The 14,673-nt window shown below is 60.2% G+C and carries 14 protein-coding genes; 10 read left to right on the forward strand and 4 right to left on the reverse strand.

The window, feature by feature from the left end:
• Positions 1-121: 121 nt before the first annotated feature.
• Positions 122-1,873: a hydantoinase B/oxoprolinase family protein gene (locus tag VDQ28_RS13270; protein WP_323036386.1), complete on the forward strand. Its 1,752-nt coding sequence runs from the start codon at positions 122-124 to the stop codon at positions 1,871-1,873.
• A gap of 23 nt (positions 1,874-1,896) precedes the next feature.
• Positions 1,897-3,978 carry a hydantoinase/oxoprolinase family protein gene (locus VDQ28_RS13275; protein ID WP_323036387.1) on the forward strand — a complete coding sequence of 694 codons (2,082 nt, stop codon included), beginning with the start codon at positions 1,897-1,899 and terminating at the stop codon, positions 3,976-3,978.
• A 112-nt stretch (positions 3,979-4,090) separates the two neighbouring features.
• On the opposite strand, the gene VDQ28_RS13280 is transcribed toward VDQ28_RS13275, so the two are convergent.
• From VDQ28_RS13280 to buk, 3 genes are read right to left on the reverse strand one after another with little or no spacing between them, the layout of a single operon-like run.
• Positions 4,091-4,966, reverse strand: coding sequence for a 3-hydroxybutyryl-CoA dehydrogenase (locus VDQ28_RS13280; RefSeq protein ID WP_323036388.1), 876 nt, complete (start codon positions 4,964-4,966; stop codon positions 4,091-4,093).
• The gene (locus VDQ28_RS13285; RefSeq protein WP_323036389.1) at positions 4,963-5,889 is read right to left on the reverse strand and encodes a phosphate acyltransferase; all 927 of its coding nucleotides are present in this window, start codon (positions 5,887-5,889) and stop codon (positions 4,963-4,965) included. The genes VDQ28_RS13280 and VDQ28_RS13285 overlap by 4 nt, the downstream gene beginning before the upstream one ends.
• Entirely contained in the window at positions 5,889-6,752 is an 864-nt protein-coding gene (buk, locus tag VDQ28_RS13290) for a butyrate kinase (RefSeq protein ID WP_323036390.1), read from the reverse strand. Before buk ends, VDQ28_RS13285 begins: the two co-directional genes overlap by 1 nt.
• Here buk and VDQ28_RS13295 point away from each other — a divergent pair.
• Positions 6,724-7,059, forward strand: coding sequence for a hypothetical protein (locus tag VDQ28_RS13295; protein WP_323036391.1), 336 nt, complete (start codon positions 6,724-6,726; stop codon positions 7,057-7,059). The two genes, buk and VDQ28_RS13295, sit on opposite strands and share 29 nt — an antisense overlap.
• Positions 7,060-7,090: 31 nt before the next feature.
• Here the strand turns inward: VDQ28_RS13295 and VDQ28_RS13300 are convergent, their stop codons facing one another.
• Positions 7,091-8,299 (reverse strand): acyl-CoA dehydrogenase, encoded by a 1,209-nt coding sequence (locus VDQ28_RS13300; protein ID WP_323036392.1) that lies wholly within the window; start codon positions 8,297-8,299, stop codon positions 7,091-7,093.
• 92 nt (positions 8,300-8,391) lie between these two features.
• Between VDQ28_RS13300 and VDQ28_RS13305 the strand changes: the two genes are divergently transcribed.
• From VDQ28_RS13305 to VDQ28_RS13335, 7 genes are all read left to right on the forward strand, one after another.
• Positions 8,392-9,309: a LysR family transcriptional regulator gene (locus tag VDQ28_RS13305; protein ID WP_323036393.1), complete on the forward strand. Its 918-nt coding sequence runs from the start codon at positions 8,392-8,394 to the stop codon at positions 9,307-9,309.
• 632 nt (positions 9,310-9,941) lie between these two features.
• Positions 9,942-10,634, forward strand: coding sequence for an ABC transporter ATP-binding protein (locus VDQ28_RS13310; RefSeq protein ID WP_323038124.1), 693 nt, complete (start codon positions 9,942-9,944; stop codon positions 10,632-10,634).
• Complete coding sequence (locus tag VDQ28_RS13315) at positions 10,634-11,359, forward strand: ABC transporter ATP-binding protein (RefSeq protein ID WP_323036394.1); 726 nt, start codon at positions 10,634-10,636, stop codon at positions 11,357-11,359. Before VDQ28_RS13310 ends, VDQ28_RS13315 begins: the two co-directional genes overlap by 1 nt.
• Positions 11,356-11,703, forward strand: coding sequence for an ABC transporter permease subunit (locus VDQ28_RS13320; protein WP_323036395.1), 348 nt, complete (start codon positions 11,356-11,358; stop codon positions 11,701-11,703). The genes VDQ28_RS13315 and VDQ28_RS13320 overlap by 4 nt, the downstream gene beginning before the upstream one ends.
• Positions 11,703-12,263, forward strand: a complete 561-nt coding sequence (locus tag VDQ28_RS13325) for a branched-chain amino acid ABC transporter permease (protein WP_323036396.1) — start codon at positions 11,703-11,705, stop codon at positions 12,261-12,263. Before VDQ28_RS13320 ends, VDQ28_RS13325 begins: the two co-directional genes overlap by 1 nt.
• A gap of 4 nt (positions 12,264-12,267) precedes the next feature.
• A complete protein-coding gene (locus VDQ28_RS13330) occupies positions 12,268-13,317 on the forward strand; it encodes a branched-chain amino acid ABC transporter permease (RefSeq protein ID WP_323036397.1) in 1,050 nt (349 codons plus the stop codon).
• Between the two features lie 35 nt (positions 13,318-13,352).
• Positions 13,353-14,537 carry an ABC transporter substrate-binding protein gene (locus tag VDQ28_RS13335; RefSeq protein WP_323036398.1) on the forward strand — a complete coding sequence of 395 codons (1,185 nt, stop codon included), beginning with the start codon at positions 13,353-13,355 and terminating at the stop codon, positions 14,535-14,537.
• Positions 14,538-14,673 lie beyond the last annotated feature (136 nt).

A 14,673-nucleotide genomic window follows, 5' to 3' on the forward strand; every position in this document is an offset into this window, starting at 1 on the left:
CCTGCTGCACTCTCGCCTCAACGACAAAAACCGCAGCAAGCAACAGGGTTTTGGGGACCGATGGATGCGCGACTCAGCGTGCCCGTTGCCTGTGCTTGCCGCCCAGCAAAGGAGGCCTGTCATGGCGCAAAGTAATGTAGATCCCATCACCCTTTCGGTGGTGCGAGGCGTTCTGGAAACCACGCAGCGCGAGATGACGATGGCGCTCGAACAGACGGCGCGCAGCTCGGTTTTCAACCTGGCGCACGACTATTCCACGGCGCTGTTCAATCATACGCCCGAGATGATCCTGCAGGGTCAGGACATTCCGATCCACCTGGGATCGTTGATCCCGGCGATGAAAAACGTGGCCAAGTTCTTTGAAGGGGACATCCACGAAGGCGATTTGATGCTGCACAACGACCCGGCCTATGGCGGCAGCCACATCATCGACACCTGCATGTATTATCCGGTGTTCTATGAGGGCGAACTGGTGTTCTGGACCGTGTGCAAAGGCCACCTGACCGACATCGGCGGCCCGGTGCCCGCCGGCTACAACCCGGACGCGAAAGAAATCTACGCCGAGGGCCTGCGCATCCCGCCGATCAAGCTGTGGGACAAGGGTGTTCCGCGCAACGACATCCTGAACATGCTGCTGACCAACATGCGCGCGCGCCGTGATCAGGAGGGCGATTTCAACGCCCTGATCGGTGCCTGCAAAGTCGGTGCGCGCAGCCTGGTCCGGTTGATGGACAAATACGGCAAGGAGGTTGTTCAGGAGTGCATCGAAGAGCTGCTGACCATGGCCAACAACCATATGAACAGCCTGATTGCCCAAGTGCCTGACGGCACCTATTCCGGCACCGCGGTTCTTGAGGATGCGGGCCACGGGTTCGGTGATTTCGACATCACGGCAACCGTCACGATCACCGGCGACCGCTGCCACATCGCGATCGAAAGCCCGCCGCAGGTGCCGTATTTCATCAACTCGTATGAGGGGAACAGCTATTCGGGCGTTTACCTTGGCCTGATGATGTTCGCGCAACTGCCGCCGCCCTATAACGAGGGGCTCTATCGCAACGTGACCGTGGACATGGGCAAGAAGGGGAGCCTTTGCAACGCGCAAAGCCCCGCACCGCATATGAACTGCACCACGACGCCCATGGAAACCCTGACCGACGCGGTTCGATTGGCCTTCGAGCAGGCCGCGCCAGACAAGGTTTCGGCCAGCTGGGGCCATGCCAACGGCTGCAACATTGCCGGATGGGACACGCGGCACGACGAGGAATATGTGACGATGGTGCTGGCCTCGATCATCTCGGGGGCAGGGGCTACGGCCAGCCAGGATGGCTGGCACGCCTGCGGGCCGGAGTGCTGTTTCGGGGCGCTGACCTCGGGCGATATCGAGATGCTCGAGCATTCCTATCCGATCATCATCCACGAATATGGCCTGATGGAAGATTCGGGTGGTGCCGGCAAATTCCGTGGCGGCTCGGGCACCCGTTGGGCTGTTGAACCGCTCAACCGCGATATGTCGTTGATCACCTTCGGCGAAGGCCGTCGTATTCCGGCGATGGGCGCTGCGGGGGCGAAATCGGCGATGGTGCACAAGAAGGTCGGCCGTCTGGAAATCACCCGGAATGGTGCCACTGAAATCATCACCAAGAACGTCATCGAAACCATCAAGCCCGGCGAGATCGCCGCCAACATGAACCCCGGTGGCGGCGGCTTTGGCAACGCCTTCGAGCGTTCCGTTCACCATGTGGTCGAGGATATCCGCAACGGGTTGGTCAGCATCGAGGGCGCCAAGCTCGATTACGGTGTGATCATCGCGGACCCCGAAACCCTGACCGTTGATGAAGCCGCGACCGCCAAAGCGCGCGCCGCCGCCTGATACTCAGACAAAAGGAAAACACCATGCGTAGCAAATATCGTCTGGGCATTGACGCCGGCGGCACCTTTACCGATTTCATCCTGGCGGACCGAGAGGGGGATATCCGACTGTTCAAGGTCCTCTCGACGCCGAACGATCCGACCAAAGCCATTCGCAACGGCCTTGCGCTGATCGAGGAAGAAACCGGACTTGCACCCTCCGAGGTCGTCTCGAACGCGGATCTGTGTATCAACGGCACGACCGTCGGTCTGAACGCGCTGATCACGCATAATGGCGCAAAGACCGGTCTTATCGCCACGAAAGGCCATGAGGACAGCATCGAAATCCGTCTGGGCCACAAGGAAGACGGCTATCGGTATGACCCCGACTATCCTCCGGCGACCATGCTTGTCCCGCGCCATCTGCGCAAAGGCATTCGCGAGCGAATCATCTCTGACGGGTCGGTCAAGACCCCGCTGAACGAAGAGGATGTGCGCGCGGCCTGCCGGTATTTCCTCAAGGAGGGTGTCGAATCCGTCGCCATTTCCTTTGTCTGGTCGGTGCTGCACACCGAGCATGAACAGCGCGCCGCCGAGATCGTTCGCGAGATGATGCCGGATGTGCGGTTGACGGTGGGCAGCCAGTTGTATCCGCAGGTCCGCGAGTACACCCGCACCTCGACCGCGATCGTGAACGCCTATCTGGCGCCGATCCTGTTGCGCTATGTCGAAGCAATCGACGCCTATTTCCGCGAACTGGGCAGCCAGCATCCGGTGCGCTATTTCCAGTCCAACGGCGGCCTGGCTCTGGGTAAAGTTGTGGCCGAGCAATCGGTCTACGCCATCAACTCCGGTCCCGCCTCGGCACCGCAAGCGGCGCTGGACGTGGCCGAACCCTGGGGTGACAAGAACATCATCACCTGCGACATGGGCGGGACATCGTTCGACATCACCCTGACCCGCGACGGTCTTGCCAATGTGAACAAGAACATCGACTTCTTGCGCTATCGCATCGGCATCCCGATGATTCAGGTGGAAACTCTGGGCGCGGGCGGTGGTTCGATCGGATGGATCGACTCGATGGGCCTGTTGCAGATGGGGCCGCAATCGGCGGGGTCGGAACCGGGCCCGGCCTGCTATGGCCAAGGCGGCGAGAAGCCGACCACCACCGACGCGAACCTGACCATGGGCTATCTGAGCGCCGACGGTCTGGTCGGGGGGCGTTTGCCGCTGGATGTCCAGAAGGCGCGCGCGGCGATCAAGACCCATCTGGCCGATCCCTTGGGGATTTCGGTGGAAAAGGCGGCCTATGGGATGTTCACCATTGTGAACAACAACATGGTCAACGCCATCCGCCGGGTGTCGGTGGAACGCGGCTATGATCCGCGCGACTTCGTTCTGATGGGGGCTGGCGGCGCGACCGGTGCGCATATCACCGCTTTGGCGCGGGAAATGGGCATCTCCAAAGTGCTGGTGTCGAAACTGGCCTCGGGGCTGTGTGCTTACGGCCAGATCATTTCCGACGTGAAATACAACTACATGGCCCCCGCACCGATCCGCCTCGAAGGGGCAGAGGCGGCGCGCTATCTGGATGAGTTGTTCACCGGGCTGGAAGTTCGCGGCAACGAGGATCTGTCCGGCGACGGGTTCAGCGAGGACAAGATCTCGATCCGCCGCAGCCTGGACATGCGCTATGTCGGTCAGGTCCATGAATGCACGGTCGAGATCGAGCCCTTCAAGGTCACCGAAGCCCGGCTTGCCGATATCAAGGCAGCCTTCCACGCGCGCCACAAGGAGCTCTATACCTACGACGAGCCCAACTCGGCGGTCGAGGTCGTGAACGTCGAAAGCACGATTGTCGGCTTGGTGGACAAGCCCAAGAAGATGACCATCGGCAAGGGCAACGGCGCTCATAGCGCGCTCAAAGGCACGCGCGCGATGGTGTTCGATGCGGACGGCTCCACCACGGACACGCCCGTTTATGACGGTGGCAAGATGGGCGCGGATGACGTGATCCACGGACCGGCTGTCATCGAGGAGATCACCACGACCATTGTGATCGAACCGGGCTGGACGGTGAACCTGCACAACACGGGCACCTATGTGATCACGGCAGACAAGGCTTGACGGCCAAAGACCGTAAAAGACACAGGCCCGGCAAACAGTGTTTGCCGGGCCTGTTGCGCTTTCAGTGATTTGTGTTTTGCGGAGCTTGTGCGGCGGCGTGCCGTGGTGCGCGTTACCGTGTCGGCACCGGGACGCCGCTGCGATAGTCATAAAACCCGCGGCCCGATTTGCGCCCAAGCCATCCGGCCTCGACGTATTTGACCAGAAGCGGGCAGGGGCGGTATTTCGAATCCGACAGCCCGCGATGCAGCACGTTCATGATCGCCAGACAGGTATCAAGCCCGATAAAGTCGCCCAGTTCCAGCGGCCCCATCGGATGATTTGCGCCCAGTTTCATGGAGCTATCAATCGAGGATACGCTGCCGATGCCCTCATACAGGACATAGGCGGCTTCGTTGATCATCGGCACCAGAACGCGATTCACGATGAAGGCAGGGAAGTCTTCCGAGATGGTCGGCACCTTGCCCAACCGGTCAACGACCTGCCGGATCTGCGAAAAGGTGTCCTCGTTTGTCGCGAGGCCCCGGATCAGCTCCACCAGTTTCATCACCGGAACCGGGTTCATGAAATGTATGCCCATGAAGCGTTCCGGACGATCTGTCAGACTGGCGAGACGCGTGATCGAAATCGACGACGTGTTGGTGGTCAGGATCGTGTGGGCCCCCAGATGGGGGGCGAGGGCCGCAAAAATCGCGTTCTTGATGTCTTCCCGTTCAGAGGCGGCCTCGACAATCAGATCAAGCGGCCCCAGTTCCGCAAGATCAAGGGTGGTCTTGACCCGCCCCATGATCGCGGATTTCTCGTCGGGTGACAGGGCCTGCTTGGCGACCTGCCGCTCCAGATTGCGGTCGATGCGGGTCAGGGCATCGTCAAGGCTGGTCTGGTTGATGTCGTTCAGCAGCACGTCATATCCGGCCTGGGCAAAGACCTGCGCGATCCCGTTGCCCATTTGCCCCGCGCCGACGACACCGACAGAGTGGATGGTCATTGTGCCGGTCCCACGCTGTCAAGCCCGGCGATCACCGCCTGCGCCAGAATGAGGCCCAGTCTGCGTTGCTCAACCCCGTCGGATCGCGAGTTCAGCAGCACCGGAACCGACGCCCCCAGAACAATGCTGGCGGTGCGGGCCTGGCCATGCAGTTTCCAGCTTTTGACCGTGGCATTTCCGGCTTCGATGTTGGGAAACAGGATCAGATCGGCGCGACCGGCGACCTGTGATTTGTGCAAGCCTTTTGCCTCGGCCGCCGCGCGCGAGAGCGCGACGTCATAGCCAAAGGGCCCCTCGATGCACATGCCCCCAAAGTCACCGTTGCGCGACTCTTCGGCCAGCGCCGCCGCGTCGGTTGTCGCGGGCTGTCGCGCGGACACCTTTTCCGATGCCGCGATGGCCGCAACGCGCGGGGTCGCAATCCCGAGACCCGCAAAAAGCGCCCGGCTGTTCATCAGAATCGCGCGTTTTTGCGCGAGGTCTGGCAGCGGGATGATCCCGTTGTCCGTCGCACCGAGCAGCCTGTCCAGCGATGGCATTTCGGCCAGCGTCAGGTTCGACAGGACGCTCGATTTCCGCAAGCCCAGCTCTTTGTTCACCACCGCTTTCAGGTAAGACGCACTGTTGACGCTGCCTTTGACCAGCACGTCAGCCTGTCCGTCACGCACGATGGCCACGGCTTTGGCCGCACATTCATCCGCGTCCTGCGCATCCACGATGCGTGCGATCCCGGCCAGACCGGTTGGCAGCAGCCGCTGAATTTCGGCAGCGTTTCCAATCAGATGCGCGAGGCTTATCTGATGGCTCTGCGACGCGGCCGACAGGGCGTCCAGAACGCGGCTGTCATCGGCGCCCGCAACCACCACGCGCAGCGGCGGGCGTTTGGACATCTCACGTTCCAGGTCATCAAAATTGCGGATCATCATGCGGTCCCATTCTTGAGCAGTGTTACGGGCCAGGTCATGGCCTTTTCAGAACCCGCCATGACGCGCGCCGCACCCGAGGCCAGCGCCTCGCTTTCATGGCTGCCGGGGTAGACGTGAACCGGGGCCAACGCCGCGCAACCCGCGGTCAAGGCCCCGACGACCTTGTTCGATTGGGCCATGCCGCCGGTCAGGATGATCCCGTCCGGCTCAAAGTCGAGAACCGCCCCCATCGCGCCGATCGCTTTTCGGATCTGGTACAGCATGGCCTCCCAGACCAAGCCCGCCTTGGCATCGCCCTTGGCGATCATCGCCTCGACCTGGCGCATGTCCTTGGTCCCCAGATAGGCAAAGACGCCGCCGTTGCCATAGAGCTTTTTCTTCAGCTCCGCTTCCGAGTATTTGCCGGAATAACACAGCTCGATAAGCGGCATGATCGGCAATCCGCCCGCCCGTTCGGGCGAGAAAGGGGAGTTTTCCATGCGGTTCGTGCTGTCCACGATGCGACCATTCCTGATCGCGGCGATGGAGATGCCCGCGCCCATATGGGCCACAACCGCGTTCAGGGTCTCAAGGGGCTTGCCCAGTTCCTGCGCCAGCCGCCGCCCACAAGCGCGAATGTTCAGGGCGTGAACAAAGGAAAACCGCGGGAGTTCCGGGAACCCAGACAGGCGCGCAACCTCGGGCAGTTCATCCACGGACACGGGATCAACAATAAAGGCCTCGACCTTGTGATCTTGCGCAATGGCCAGTGCCAAGGGTGCGCCAAGGTTTGACGCGTGGCGATAGACTGGCGTGTACAGCGCGAAATCGACCAAAGCCTGATTGACCGCGATGACACCCGCCGGAACCGGGCTGAGCATTCCGCCCCCGGCCGACGACGGCGGCCAGCGTCACGCCGCCAGAAATCCCGGAGAGAAAGTCCGAGATCGCCTGCGCGCGAAATTCCAACTGATCCGAGATTGCGGCAAACTCAGCCATGCGTTTTTCGTCATGCTCGATGGTCGTTTCCACGACACAACGCACATCGCCGCCGCTGGGTTCAAACAATCCCAGGCGGGTTGTTGTTGTTCCCGGATTGATGGTCAAAATCAGTTCTTTATGCGCCATCGCGCCACCTCTGGGGTCATGTCATCGTGTCAAGAATCTGGGGGCAAGACGGCGGGCTGATGGCCCGCCGTCTGATCGCTTTTTCGGGCGCTTAAAAGAACGCCTGCAGACCCGTGATGGCACGGCCAATGATCAGGGCATGAACGTCATGCGTGCCCTCATAGGTGTTCACGGTCTCCAGGTTCACCATGTGGCGCATGATCTGGAACTCTTCCGAGATACCGTTGCCGCCGTGCATGTCGCGCGACATCCGGGCGATATCCAGCGCCTTGCCGCAGTTGTTGCGCTTGATGATCGAGATCATCTCAGGGGCCGCCTGCGCCTCATCCAGCAGCCGCCCGACGCGCAGGCTTGCCTGCAGACCCAGGGAGATATCGGTCAGCATGTTGGCAAGCTTGAGCTGGTGCAATTGCGTTTGCGCCAGAGGTTTGCCAAATTGCTTGCGATCCAGCCCGTATTGCCGCGCGGCCTCCATGCAGAACTCGGCGGCGCCCAGAACGCCCCAGCTGATGCCATACCGCGCCCGGTTCAGACAGCCGAACGGTCCTTTGAGGCCCTCGACGTTGGGCAGCAGCGCGTCCTCGCCAACTTCAACGCCATCCATCACGATTTCGCCGGTGATGCTGGCCCGCAACGACAGTTTTCCGCCGATTTTCGGTGCCGAAAGCCCCTTGGTTCCCTTGTCGAGCACAAATCCGCGGATCTTGCCGCCATGGGCTTCAGACTTGGCCCAGACGACGAAGACATCGGCAATCGGGCTGTTTGAAATCCACATTTTCGAGCCAGAAAGAACGTAACCCGAGGCCGTTTTCCTGGCCGTGGTTTTCATCCCTGACGGATCGCTGCCCGCGTCGGGTTCCGTCAGGCCAAAGCAGCCAATCCATTCGCCGCTTGCCAATTTCGGCAGGTATTTCTTGCGCTGCTCCTCGGACCCGTATGCGTAGATCGGATACATGACCAGCGAGCTTTGCACCGACATCATCGACCGAAAGCCGCTGTCGACGCGCTCCACTTCACGCGCAATCAGGCCGTAAGACACATACGAGGCACCGATGCCGCCGTATTCCTCGGGGATCGTGACCCCCAGCAGGCCCATATCACCCATTTCCCGAAAGATCGCCGGGTCGGTTTCGGCATCGCGATAGGCGGCAATCGCGCGCGGCTGCAGCTTGTCCTGGGCATAGGCCTTTGCCGCGTCACGCAGCATGCGCTCTTCTTCGGTGAGTTGGGTTTCCAAGGAGAAGGGGTCTTCCCAGTTGAAACGGTTCAGGTCGGGGGCGTCTTTGGCTTTCAGGGTCATTTTGGTTTCCTCCAGATTTCGCTTTCTTTAGCGCGGTCGCCGCATTTATGATAACGATTGAAAATTCGGACTTGATGAGTATTGGGAATGTTATGGCCATTCGGCAAAACTACACACCCAGCGTTCAGGAACTCCGCGCGCTCGTCTGGTGTGGCGATCTTGGGTCGGTGTCTCGTGCGGCTGATGCGCTCAATTTGACGCAAAGTGCGGTCTCTCGATCCATTCGCTCGCTGGAGGAAAAGCTCGGCGTGCGGCTGTTTCATCGGGTGCGCAAACGGCTCAGCCTGTCCGATGCGGGCCGCGCGATGGTCCATGAATCACGCGATATTCTGGGGCGGCTTGACCGTTCCGCGACCATGGTCATGGCGTTTGGTGGCGGGGGTGACGTCCTGCGATTGGCGGTTTTGCCAACCTTTGCGACCACCTGGTTGATTCCGAAGCTGCCGGAATTTCTGACGTCTCACCCTGACATCTCTCTCGACCTTGCCTCGGCCCTTCACCCGGTGGATTTTGAGGGAAGCCCGTTTGATGCGGCGGTGCAACGGGCGGTGATGGCCAAGAAGGACACAGACGTTGTGCGTCTTCTGGACGAAACACTCATGATCGTTGCCGCGCCAGGCTTGGTTGCACCGGGGCAGGCGCTTGGGGCTGAAGATCTCGCGCAGTATCCGTTGATTCAATTGGCGACACGGCCGGAGCTTTGGAATGACTGGTTTTCCCAGGCGGGCATTGCGCGCATTGATCGGTTGCAAGGCCCCAGATTTCAACATTTCGATATGGTGATTTCGGCGGCGCAGGCCGGCATGGGACTTGCTCTGTTGCCGGATATTTTTGCGCAACCCGCCATTGCCGCGGGCGCCTTGCACCGGGTGCATGCCTTGACGCTGCAGGGGCCGACACCCTACGCCCTGATCCGCCCGAAATCGCGCGAGAAAAGCAAGGCAATGGATGCATTCGCCGTTTGGTTGCAGCGTGCGGCCGGTCAGGAATGGGGCCGTGGCCCGGCGTGATGACCGTGCCGAATGGCGCGTTTTTGCGCGCGAGGGTTGTTTGCCTGACCCGAGACTGACACCCCGCGACTCGCGTCGCGGCCTTCGCGTTGCAGGTGTCACGCCTGACGGCGCGTCTGGGCAATGCCCCCGGCAAACATGTTTTCCTCTGAGTGCACGAAAATGCAAAATCTTGTGCGCGGATCATCAAGACGCTGGGCGCCGCCGCTGTAGGGTGAGTTGAACGGCGCAAGTCGCAGCGGGCAGGTGTGGCGGGTGGCAAGCACGAGGAGCGAAAGCGCGTTTCCGCCTTCTGGTGTCTTGCGCCTTGTGTCCCGCGGAGGGGCGATTCGGGCGATCGAAACATGGGGATGCACAGCGGTTCGAGAGCGGGAGTCGCGACATGTTTCAGCGCCTCTGCGTCCTGCGATGATGCAGGATTTTTTGGAAAAAAGAGAAAATACAACGAGTTGGAAGATTTCTACTGATGGCGATCACAAAAAATAAATATATTGTTATAAAGCCATTATTGTGTATCTTCTACGAAACTGCGGAACCAGATCGGTTTGGCTGGAGCACAGAGGGCTAGGGTTGTGTCACTAGAATTGAAGGCAGTCAGTGTCGCATTCGGAGGCTTCAAAGCCCTTCAAAATGTGTCGATCACGCTGGGAGAAGGCGAAATCGTCGGGCTTATCGGCCCAAACGGGGCGGGGAAAACGACGTGCGTCAATGTGATGACCGGGTTCCAGGCGCCGACAACGGGCACGGTTGGTCTGGATGGCGAAGACATCAGCAGCCACGCCCCGTTCCGGATCCGGCGGCAGGGGTTGGCCCGCACCTTTCAGGCCGGCCGTCTGTTCACCGGGCTTGACCTGCTGGACAATCTTGCGGTCACCGGCGTGGGCCTTGGCTATTCGCGCCGTGCCTCGGAAATCGAGGCGCAGCGGCTGCTGAAATGGTTCGGGCTGGAAGGTATGGCCGGCAGCCTCGCCGCGGGTCTGCCCTATACCGATGAGCGCCGTGTCTCGATTGCGCGCTCGTTGATGTTCGAACCGAAATATCTGCTTCTGGACGAACCTGCTGCCGGCATGTCGGCCAAGGAAGCGGATGAACTGTCCAAACTCATCAAACGGATCGCCTCGGACATGGGGACGGGCGTGATCTTGATTGAGCACAACGTTGGGATGGTCCTGTCGACCTGTTCCAATGTCGTTGTCCTCGATGGCGGCAAAGTGATCGAAGAAGGCTCTCGTGATGTCATCCTGGGCAGTCATGCAGTGCGTGAGGCGTATCTCGGAGCCGATCAGGACGACATGGTCGCAAGCCACACCAAAGGGGCGAACTGATGTCGAAAATTGCGGTTCATGACCTTATCGTGAGTTTTGGAAAACTTAACGCGCTTCGCGAGGTCTCTCTCACCGTTGATGAAGGGGATCTTGTCTTCATTTCCGGCCCCAATGGTGCGGGAAAAAGCAGCCTGCTGCGCTCGATTGCGGGCGAGATCCAGCCGACCAGAGGGCGGATCGAAATTGACGGGACCATCGTCTCAGGCGCTGGCCCCGAGGTCATCGCGCGGATGGGTGTTTCGATGGTGCCCGAGGGGCGTCGCGTCTTTTCGTCCCTGACCATCGAAGAAAACCTGATGCTTGGCACCGGGATGCGCAGGGACAAGGCCGCGATTGCCGCGGATCTTGACGAGATTTACACCATCTTCCCGATCCTGCACGAGCGGCGCGCCAGTTCGGCCGGCGCCTTGTCGGGTGGGCAGCAGCAAATGCTGGTCGTTGGTCGCGCCATCATGACGAATCCGAAAATCGTGCTGGTTGACGAGCCGTCCCTGGGGTTGGCCCCGAAAATGGTCGACGAGGTCTATCAGCAACTGTGCAAGCTGCGCGAAGAGCGCGGATTGACCCTGGTGATCGTCGAGCAAAGCACCACGCGGGCGGCACGCGTAGGCGGAAAGATGATCCTGCTGAACAACGGCGAGATCGTCGGCCGGGGCCGCGTCGAGGATTTCGCGGAAAGCGATTTGATCTCTGGCGCCTATTTTGGAATGGAGAACAGCCAATGAACCTCCAACTGGTATTCGATGCGCTGTCCCTCGGGGGGATCTATGCGACAGCCGCTTTGGGCGTGGCGTTGATCTTTGGCGTCATGAAGCTGGTCAATTTTGCACAAGGCCAGTTCCTCGCGTTTTGTGTGTTTGCCCTGCTTGTTCCCTCAAGAGACGCCGTGGCCGTCCTGGGTCTCGGTGCGGCACCGGCCTATGTTCTGGTTCCGCTGGTTCTGGCAATCGGCGTCGCGCTCGCGATCTTGTCCGAGGTGCTGATCTTCCGGCGTCTGCGCAATGCTGATCCGGTCGTCTTGATGGTGGCCAGCTTTTCCTGGGCGTCGTCCTGCAAAACCTTCTGTTGATGACCTATGGCGGCAGGCCGAAAGCCATCAGCCTCTGGTCAAACCTTGGGCAACCGGTCCGGTTTCTGGGTGCCGAGGTGCCGTTGCTGCAGATCATCGTGATCGTCACCATTGTTCTGGTCCTGATCGCCTTGTCGTTGGGGCTGAAATTTACCCGCATCGGCCTTGAGATGCGCGCGGCGGCGGAAAACTTTGGCATGGCGCGGTTGCTGGGGGTGCGTGCGAACCGGGTCATCATGATGGCCTTTGGCGTCTCGGGTGCCCTGGCGGCGATGTTGGCGCTGATTTTTGTCGCGCAAACCGGGGTGGCGGATGTCCGCATGGGCGGCTCCATCGTGCTGATCGCCTTTGTCGCCACCGTGCTTGGCGGCATGGGAAGCCTGACAGGCGCTGTGCTGGCCGGGCTGCTGCTGGGCGCGATTTCAACGGTGCTGCAGGCCTATCTGCCGATTGATCTGCGGCCGTTCCGCGATGCCTTCGTCTATGCGCTCGTCATTGTTGTTCTGCTGGTCAGACCTCAAGGCCTTTTCACTCTATCCAGCGTCAGCAACAGGATCTGAGCCCATGTCAACGCATCAACTACACAAAGTCCGCTTTCTGAGCGCTGTCGCCACCCCAATCCTGCTGATCGGTTTGCTTCTGTTGGGGGCCTTGCTGATCAGTATCTTCGGTGATCGATCCCTGCAACGGACCGCCGCCGAAGGCCTGATCTATGTCACGCTGGTCGTAGGGTTCTGGATTTTTGTCGGGAATTCCGGCGTCATCAGCTTCGCGCATGCAGCCTTCGCCCTGATCGGAGCTTACGTCTCGGGTTGGCTCACCATCCGGCCGGCGATGAAAGGCACCTTGATGGAGGGTCTGCCGCAATTCCTGCTGGACGCGGAATGGCATGTCTTCCCCGCAGCGATTGCGGGCGGTATTGCCGCGATGCTGCTGGCTCTTATTTCCGGCGCCGCCATCCTCAGACTGAGCGGTATCGCCGCCTCGATTGCGACCTTCGCATTTCTGGCAATGATCAACACGATCTGGTCGAATTGGTCGAGTGTGACGGGCGGCGTTTCCACCGTGGCCGGCCTGCCGCGCTACGTCGATATCTGGGTTGCCCTGGTCTGGGCCTCGGTCGCCATTATCGCGGCCTCGGTCTATGCGCTTTCGGCGTCGGGGCTGGCTCTGCCGGCCTCACGCGAAGACGAGGTTGCCGCCCAGGCCTCGGCGGTCGACCAGTACCGCCACCGGCTGCTGTCTTATACGATCAGCGCCTTTTTCTGCGGGGTCGGGGGGGCGTTGTTTGCCCATACGCTCGGCATTCTCAACGTCGACAGCTTCTATCTGTCCATGACGTTCCTCTTGCTGGCGATGCTTGTTGTTGGCGGCATTGGCAGCCTGTCCGGTGCGGTTCTGGGGGTTATCGCAATCTCGATCTGCGTCGAACTCCTCAAGAACATGGAACACGGCGTGACGCTTTATGGATATGAGATCGCGCTGCCAGCCGGTTCCAAAGAAGTGCTGATCGGGATCATCATGATCCTGGTCCTGATATTCCGGCCATTGGGTTTGATGGCCGGGAAAGACCTTACGTTGCCCAGAAAGTGGCTCGCAAGGTTCACCAAATGAACGACCACGACTGATAAACAAGGGAGAGACCTGACATGAAATTGAAATCACTCGTCGGCTTGACGATGGCGGGGCAGCTGCTTCTTGGCGGCGCGGCCATCGCGGACGACATCACCATCGGATTTGCCATTGCACAATCCGGTTGGCTCGAGGCCTATGATACCCCTGCCATCAACGCCGCGAATATTCGGATTGCCGAAATCAACGCAGCGGGCGGCCTGCTGGGACGTCAGATCGTGACACTCACGGCGGACACGCGATCAGATCGTGCAGAATCCGCCAACGCGGCCCTGGACCTGATTGATCAGGGAATCGATATGATGATCGTGTCGTGCGATTATGACTATGGTTCGCCAGCAGCCCTGATCGCCGAGAGCGAAGGCCTGAACTCGTTCTTCCTGTGTGCGGAAGACGTCAAGGCAGGCATCCAGGGCGTCGGCCCCAACAGCTTCTCCGCGTCGGTTCTGGCAGCGGTTCAGGGGGCTTCGGTCGGTGAATGGGCCTACAATCGCCTGGACATGCGGACGGCCTATGTTCTGGCCGATACCTTCAACGAGTACAACAAAGGGATCTGCACCGGCTTTGAATGGATGATTCCGCAGCTTGAGGGCGCTGAAATCGTCGGACGTGATACGTTCCTGGCCGATGACGCGTCGATCGCGGGTCAGATCAGCCGGATTCGGGAACTGCCCGAAGAGCCTGATGCCATCATGCTGTGTTCAACCATGCCGGGCACTGCGGCGGCTGTGCGCCAGATCCGCGCGGCGGGCATCAACTCTGCGATCCTGAACGGCTCGGCTGCTGACGGTTCCTACTGGCTGGAAGCTGTCCCGAACCTGTCGAACTTCTATGTGCCTGTTCAAGGCTCGATCTATGGCGACGATCCGCGCCCGGAAGTGAACGCGTTCAACGAAACCTTCGAGGCCGCGACCGGTGGCAGCCCGTCCAGCCAATATGTCTATCCTGGCTATTTGCTGATTGATCTGTGGGCCCGCGCCGTCGAGCGCGCCGGTACGACCGACGCCGAGGCCGTGACCGCACAGCTTGAAATGATGGACAACGAGCCAACCATCTTTGGCCCGCGCACCTTCACCAACACGCTGCACCACCAGAACGCAACGCTGTACCAGATCATCGAAATCACCGACAGCGTGCCGCATCGCATTGATGAATGGCTGATCTCGAACGATATCCCGCTCGAAGTGCTGTTGGCGCAATAACTCCCAGCCCCGCGCCTGACGGCCAATGTCAGGTGCGGGGATCGGCAGGGGCTGTCATGGCCCTTGCCGGTTCCGACGCTTCCCTTTTTTTGTCCAAAAGCAATAAATGAACCGTTGATCAAAAAGTCAATATAGG

The organism is Pararhodobacter sp. (assembly GCF_034676545.1).
Taxonomy (GTDB): Bacteria; Pseudomonadota; Alphaproteobacteria; order Rhodobacterales; family Rhodobacteraceae; genus Pararhodobacter.

Excerpts from the sequence above, each read along its gene's own strand:
- VDQ28_RS13270 (WP_323036386.1), top strand. The coding sequence starts at position 122 with ATGGCGCAAAGTAATGTAGATCCCATCACCCTTTCGGTGGTGCGAGGC.
- VDQ28_RS13275 (WP_323036387.1), top strand. The coding sequence starts at position 1,897 with ATGCGTAGCAAATATCGTCTGGGCATTGACGCCGGCGGCACCTTTACC.
- VDQ28_RS13280 (WP_323036388.1), bottom strand. The coding sequence starts at position 4,966 with ATGACCATCCACTCTGTCGGTGTCGTCGGCGCGGGGCAAATGGGCAAC.
- VDQ28_RS13285 (WP_323036389.1), bottom strand. The coding sequence starts at position 5,889 with ATGATCCGCAATTTTGATGACCTGGAACGTGAGATGTCCAAACGCCCG.
- VDQ28_RS13295 (WP_323036391.1), top strand. The coding sequence starts at position 6,724 with ATGACACCCGCCGGAACCGGGCTGAGCATTCCGCCCCCGGCCGACGAC.
- buk (WP_323036390.1), bottom strand. The coding sequence starts at position 6,752 with ATGCTCAGCCCGGTTCCGGCGGGTGTCATCGCGGTCAATCAGGCTTTG.
- VDQ28_RS13300 (WP_323036392.1), bottom strand. The coding sequence starts at position 8,299 with ATGACCCTGAAAGCCAAAGACGCCCCCGACCTGAACCGTTTCAACTGG.
- VDQ28_RS13305 (WP_323036393.1), top strand. The coding sequence starts at position 8,392 with ATGGCCATTCGGCAAAACTACACACCCAGCGTTCAGGAACTCCGCGCG.
- VDQ28_RS13315 (WP_323036394.1), top strand. The coding sequence starts at position 10,634 with ATGTCGAAAATTGCGGTTCATGACCTTATCGTGAGTTTTGGAAAACTT.
- VDQ28_RS13320 (WP_323036395.1), top strand. The coding sequence starts at position 11,356 with ATGAACCTCCAACTGGTATTCGATGCGCTGTCCCTCGGGGGGATCTAT.
- VDQ28_RS13325 (WP_323036396.1), top strand. The coding sequence starts at position 11,703 with ATGACCTATGGCGGCAGGCCGAAAGCCATCAGCCTCTGGTCAAACCTT.
- VDQ28_RS13330 (WP_323036397.1), top strand. The coding sequence starts at position 12,268 with ATGTCAACGCATCAACTACACAAAGTCCGCTTTCTGAGCGCTGTCGCC.
- VDQ28_RS13335 (WP_323036398.1), top strand. The coding sequence starts at position 13,353 with ATGAAATTGAAATCACTCGTCGGCTTGACGATGGCGGGGCAGCTGCTT.